Source organism: Thermanaerothrix sp., assembly GCF_056331585.1.
The window spans coordinates 1-5,839 of sequence record NZ_JBWGPQ010000065.1; the positions used below are offsets into that span (position 1 = coordinate 1).

Consider the following 5,839-nt stretch of genomic DNA (forward strand, 5'->3'; position numbering starts at 1 on the left):
CTCGGAGCGATGACCCTGGACACAAAAAAACCACGTATTTTCATCTCCGCCGATCACGGCCTGGCCGTGGTCTATTTCCTCCAAAGTGATGTCGTCCCGACCTTGCTCGACGCCGGAGCCGAGGTGATCGTCCTCAGCGATGACAGCCTGACCGCACAATTGGCCCAACGCTTTGGCCGCCCCGGCCTGACCTTTGAGGGCTTGCGTTTGGCACAGGCGCGCGCTTACGAACGTCAGCACCATGGCGAATGGCAGTGGTGGCTGGGCTTCCTGCGTCGTGTGGGCAGTTCGCGCCGCATTAACACCGGCGCTACGGATAGTTATATCCGCCAGGTGATGGTGGAAGCGGGCAACCGCCGCCGCATCTTCCTGCCCCTGGCCGTGCTGGCCGTGCTGGCTTTGCGCCACAGCCGCGCTGCGCGGCGCGCCCTGCGCCGTGCCCAACTGCGCTTCACCCCCGGCTTGTATACCGACCTCTTCGAACGCTACCAGCCCGATTTGGTCGTGGCCGCCACCCCCGGCTGGCGGCTGGATCGCTACCTGCTGCGCGAGGCTGCCGCCCGCGGTATCCGTACCGCCGCCGTCGTCGTGGGTTGGGACAACCCCAGCAGTTATAGCCTGCCCGGCGCCCCGGTGGATTGGATTACCTGCTGGTCGCAGATCCAAAAGGAGGAACTGGTGCTCGGTTCCGATTGGCCGCCGGAGCGCGTCCACATCGGTGGCATTCCCTCGTATGATGGTTACTTCCGCCGCACCTGGGAGATGCCGCGCGAGGATTACTTCCGCCTGCACGGTCTCGATCCCCAGCGTAAGTTGATCGCCTATGCCTGCAGTTTCGTCTCGTTCTCGCCTAATTACCAAAACGTAGAAGCCCTGGCCCGCCTGGTGGCCAGCGATGCCCTGGTCGCACCGGCGCAATTACTGGTGCGTCTGCATCCCAACCATTTTTGGAACGTCAAACTCTTCCAGGACGAAGCGGAAAAGATTCGCCGCCTGGCACGCGAACTTCCGCACGTCCATGTCGTCGAGCCGGTGCCGCTCGGGGGTGAATTGGGGCACTACTCCGGCGAGGACATGCCCGAGAAAGCCTCGATGATGGCGCATGCGGATGTCTTCACCACCGTCTACTCCACCATGGTGGTAGAGACGGCCATCCATGACCGCCCCATTGTCAGCGTGTGCCTGGACGTACCCGGTGGCTGGAACGTGCCGCGTAAATACTCGCTGCCCCTCTCCAAAATCGGCAACTGGCCCACCCACTTGCGCTTTCGCCGCGCAGGGGCAGGCAAGGTGGCGTTGAACGAACGCGAACTGGCGGCGGCGCTCAATGATTATTTGCAGAACCCACACGCCGATCACGAAAACCGCCAGCGCTTCATCCGTGACGAGGTCACTTATACCGATGGTAGTGCCGGACGGCGCACCGGGGAGTTCCTGCTCTCGCTGCTCCAACGTCCTAAGGGAGGTTGGGAATGAGATTCCTCATTGCCGGTTTTGGTTCCATCGGACGGCGGCATTTTCGCAACCTGCTCGAACTGGGCGAGCGCGATTTAGTGTTCTACCGCACCCACCGCAGTACCCTGCCCGACGATGAGCTCCATGACTATATGGTCGAGACCGACCTAGAAGCGGCACTGGCGCACCGCCCAGATGCCGTTATCGTCGCCAACCCCACCGCGCTACATCTGGATGTAGCCATTCCCGCCGCCCGCCAGGGCTGCCATTTGCTGTTGGAAAAACCCATTGCCCACACTTTAGAAGGGGTAGCCGACCTGCGCGCCGCCGTGGCGCAGAGCGGCGCGCGCGTGCTGGTAGGGTTTCAGTTCCGGTTTCACCCCAGTTTACGCCGCATCAAGCGGTGGCTGGATGAGGGCTTGATCGGCCGCGTGGTGCACGCCCGCGCCCATTGGGGTGAGTACCTGCCTGCCTGGCATCCCTGGGAGGATTACCGCCGCAGTTACGCCGCCCGCCCCGACCTGGGGGGCGGCGTGGTGCTGACGCTGTGTCATCCTTTCGACTACCTACGCTGGCTACTGGGTGAGGTAGAAAGCGTGAGTGCCCACCTGGCCACCCTGGGCGATCTCGACCTGGCGGTGGAAGATACCGCCGAGATCACCTTGCAGTTCGCCAGCGGTGCCCTGGCCCAGGTGCACCTGGATTATCTCCAACGCCCGCCCAATCATCACCTCGAAATCATCGGCACCCAGGGCATGATCCGCTGGGATAACACCTACGGCACCGCCCGCATTTATCATGCCAGCACCGAAACCTGGGAAACCTACACCCCACCCACCGGATTTGAACGCAACCACATGTTCGTGGACGAATTGCGCCACTTCCGCAAGGTGGTGCGGGGCGAGGAACCCGCGCAATGCACCCTCGATGATGGCATCCGCGCGCTGGCGATAGCCCTGGCGGCCCACGAGTCTAGCCGCCGTGGCCAGCGGGTGGAATTAGATGAATTTTTATCCTCAGCCCTTGAGGGAAGGCCATGACCACCATTTTCGATTCGTTCAAACTGGATGGTCGCGTCGCTGTGGTTACCGGCGGGGCGGGCTTGTTGGGGCGTGAATTCTCGCGCACCCTGGCCGAGGCTGGCGCTGCAGTAGTGGTGGCCGACATTCAGGACACCGCTGCAGAGACCGTTGCCGCCGACCTGACCGCTCACGGCTACGCGGCGCTGGGGGTGAGCCTAGACGTGACCAACCCCACTTCGGTCCAAGCCATGGTGGAAACGACGTTGGCGCGCTATGGCCGCCTGGATATCCTGGTCAACAGCGCTGCGCTCGACCCCAAGTTCGACCCCGAAACCCTGGCGCGGGGTATTATCCCCGGGCGGTTTGAGGATTTCCCGCTCGACCTGTGGAACCAGGCGCTGGCGGTCAACCTGACCGGCGTGTTTCTGGTCACTCAGGCGTGTGTTCGGCCCATGCTGGCGCAGGGCAAAGGGAGCATCATCAATATCTGCTCGACCTACGGGTTAAACGGCCCCGATCAGCGCATTTATGTGCGTGCCGATGGTCAACGTGTGGGCTACAAGCCGGTGTATTACACCGTCACCAAGGCAGGGGTGCTGGGCTTTACCAAGTACCTGGCTGCCTACTACGCTGGGACGCAGATTCGGGTCAATGCCCTCACCCCCGGCGGGGTCTATAACCAACACGATGAAGACTTCGTGCGCAACTATTCCGCCCGCACGATCCTAGGGCGGATGGCGCGCAAGGATGAGATGAACGGCGCGCTGCTCTTCCTCGCCTCGGACGCGTCATCCTACATGACCGGGGCCAACCTGATCGTGGACGGGGGATGGACGGCATGGTGACGCCCGAGGTACTTGCGCTCATCCCGGCGCGGGGCGGCTCCAAAGGCATCCCGCGTAAGAACATCCGCCCCTTTGCCGGGCACCCATTGATTGCTTATAGCATCGCCGCGGCGCGCCAGGCCGAGACGGTTACCCGCGTGGTGGTTTCGACCGATGATGCCGAAATCGCCGCGGTGGCACGCGAGTACGGCGCTGAAACCCCCTTCCTGCGCCCGGCCGAACTGGCCCAGGATGATACCACCGACCTCCCGGTCTTTCAGCACGCGCTGCGCTGGCTGGCTGAACACGAGGACTATCATCCGCAGATCGTGGTGCAGTTGCGCCCCACCTCGCCGGTGCGCCCACCGGGAATGGTGGATGCAGCAGTGCGCCTGCTGCTCGCCCATCCCGAGGCCGATTCGGTGCGTGGGGTGGTGCCGGCGGGACAGAATCCGTTCAAGATGTGGCGCATTGACCCTCATAGCGGACACCTGCAACCGCTACTGAGTCTACCGGGTGTGCCCGAGCCTTACAATGCACCGCGCCAGAGCCTGCCGCCGGTCTTCTGGCAGACCGGGCATATTGATGCCATCCGCACTCGCACCATCCTGGAGAAGCACTCCATGAGCGGGGCGGTGATCCTGCCGCTCCAGATTGACCCGCGCTACACGGTGGACATTGATACCTCCACCGACTGGCAGCGGGCGGAATGGCTGGTCTATTTTGGCGGGCTGACGATGGTGCAGCCGGGGCAGCGGCGACCGCTCCCGGAGCAGGTGGACCTAGTGATCTTTGATTTTGACGGGGTGATGACCGATAACCGGGTCTGGGTGGATGGTGAGGGACACGAGTTCGTTGCCGCCTATCGTTCGGATAGCATCGGCGTCCAAGCGCTGATGCGCGCCGGCATCCAGGCGCTGGTGCTTTCCGCCGAGACCAACCCGGTGGTGGAAGCACGCTGCCGTAAAATCGGCCTGCCGTTTATCCAGGGGGTGAAGGATAAAGCCCCGGCCCTGCGTCAACTACTGGCCGAACGCCGGCTTGATCCTCAGCGGGTCGTTTACATGGGCAACGATACGAATGATCTACCCTGTTTCCCCTTGGTGGGATGTGCCGTAGCGCCGGCGGATGCCCAACCGGAGGTGCTACGTGCCGCCGATCTCATCCTCACCCGCCGTGGGGGCTACGGCGCGGTGCGCGAATTGTGCGATTTGCTGGTGCGCCGCCGCCAGGCCCAGGGTTAATCCGCCGGAGCAACCTCACCCCGGGGCAAGATCATCTGCCCGCTTTCCGGATCGCCCAGGATAACCACTTGGTCGGGATGATGGGCAACCAACCAGGCTGTTAACGCCGCCACCAGCGCGTTCAACTCGCCGGGGGTGTAAATAAGATGCATCGGCAACTGTCCGCGGCGAAGGCGGTGGCGGGTGATTTCTTCGAAAAACCGCATGGGATCCTGAATGCCCAGCCCGGCATCGGCGAGCAGGATCTGGCGCTGCCAGCGCCCCTCAAGATGATGGGCCGGCAGCAGGGGCTGGCCCAAGAGGGCGGTAAACGCCGCCTCGGCGGGCACTTCCAACCACTGGCGTGCTGCCTCGGGCAGGGGATACGGCTGATAGCCGAGATCGTGCAGGTGGCGGTAGATGGCAAAGCCGCGTCGCATCCAGGGAGGCGCCTCATCCCAGTGCGCCGGCGTGCGATAGATCGGCCAGCCACGTTCACGCACCTGGCGTTCAGCCAAGCGCTGCCCCTGGGGCGCAGAGGAGAGCTCCATCCCCGTGAATGCGGATTGAGACTGAGATGTGACTGCCGGCCGGGGAGGCGCGTTGATAGCAACCAGCGCACGGCTCTGCCCGGCAGCAAAGGCCAACACATCGGCCAGCCGTCCCTTTCCCAGCGCCAGCAGGCGCAAATCGGCATCCAGCGCAGCGTAGGCAAAGGGCGGACGCCCCCCGCCCGGGTCAATGCCCAGGTAAGTGCAGGCCGTGGTGGCGATCAGCATGCATTAACTTTAGCCCAAAGTGCGGCGCCGAGCAACCCGGAGCAGGGGAGAAATTAGGGAGTAGGGCGGTGGGTGGGCGCGCATGCGGCAGGTCAATCTCATCGTCTCGACCCCAATCACACGATACTGGATGGTGGAGCGCCTGAAAGCCATGGGCATTCCCAGACGAGCCGCCGATTTGCGCACCCTGGCCCAGCAGGCAAAGGCGGGGGATTGGAGCCACTTTCGGCTGGAGAAGTGGTAGATAGTCTCTTGACAAATGGGTAATCCTAATGTAAAGCAGCCTCAAATGAGATTACTTTCTTGAGTTTATCATGTCGGAATACGTAGGAATTCGAACGCTCAAAGCCAAGGCAGGGGAAATCATGCGTAATGTTCAACAGGGAGCGCGCTATGTGATATCCATTCGTGGCCGCCCTGTGGCGCTGATCATTCCTGTGGAGCCGGTACCCGAATCGCAAAAGCAAGATGCCTGGACGGGCTTGTATCAGGCAGGGAGCTTGCTGGAGTGGGAGACCTCACGGACTACGGAAGAA

The 5,839-nt window shown here is 62.7% G+C and carries 7 protein-coding genes; 6 read left to right on the top strand and 1 reads right to left on the bottom strand.

The features are described from left to right. The 4 genes from AC01YT_RS13360 to AC01YT_RS13375 form a co-directional block, all read left to right on the top strand. Positions 1–1,476, top strand: a 1,476-nt coding sequence (locus tag AC01YT_RS13360) for a CDP-glycerol glycerophosphotransferase family protein (protein WP_476676207.1), incomplete at its 5' end; no start/stop codon positions are given. Then, positions 1,473–2,495, top strand: a complete 1,023-nt coding sequence (locus AC01YT_RS13365; protein WP_476676209.1) for a Gfo/Idh/MocA family protein — start codon at positions 1,473–1,475, stop codon at positions 2,493–2,495. The genes AC01YT_RS13360 and AC01YT_RS13365, both read left to right, overlap by 4 nt. Beyond that, positions 2,492–3,322: an SDR family oxidoreductase gene (locus AC01YT_RS13370; RefSeq protein ID WP_476676211.1), complete on the top strand. Its 831-nt coding sequence runs from the start codon at positions 2,492–2,494 to the stop codon at positions 3,320–3,322. Before AC01YT_RS13365 ends, AC01YT_RS13370 begins: the two co-directional genes overlap by 4 nt. After that, entirely contained in the window at positions 3,316–4,545 is a 1,230-nt protein-coding gene (locus AC01YT_RS13375; protein ID WP_476676213.1) for a cytidylyltransferase domain-containing protein, read from the top strand. The genes AC01YT_RS13370 and AC01YT_RS13375 overlap by 7 nt, the downstream gene beginning before the upstream one ends. Here the strand turns inward: AC01YT_RS13375 and AC01YT_RS13380 are convergent. Then, a complete protein-coding gene (locus AC01YT_RS13380; protein WP_476676215.1) occupies positions 4,542–5,303 on the bottom strand; it encodes a DUF429 domain-containing protein in 762 nt (253 codons plus the stop codon). The two genes, AC01YT_RS13375 and AC01YT_RS13380, sit on opposite strands and share 4 nt — an antisense overlap. Before the next feature lie 82 nt (positions 5,304–5,385). Here AC01YT_RS13380 and AC01YT_RS13385 point away from each other — a divergent pair, with 82 nt between their 5' ends. Both AC01YT_RS13385 and AC01YT_RS13390 read left to right on the top strand, forming a co-directional pair. Beyond that, positions 5,386–5,547 (top strand): hypothetical protein, encoded by a 162-nt coding sequence (locus AC01YT_RS13385; protein ID WP_476676217.1) that lies wholly within the window; start codon positions 5,386–5,388, stop codon positions 5,545–5,547. Between the two features lie 70 nt (positions 5,548–5,617). Then, positions 5,618–5,839, top strand: a 222-nt coding sequence (locus tag AC01YT_RS13390) for a type II toxin-antitoxin system Phd/YefM family antitoxin (protein WP_476676219.1), incomplete at its 3' end; no start/stop codon positions are given.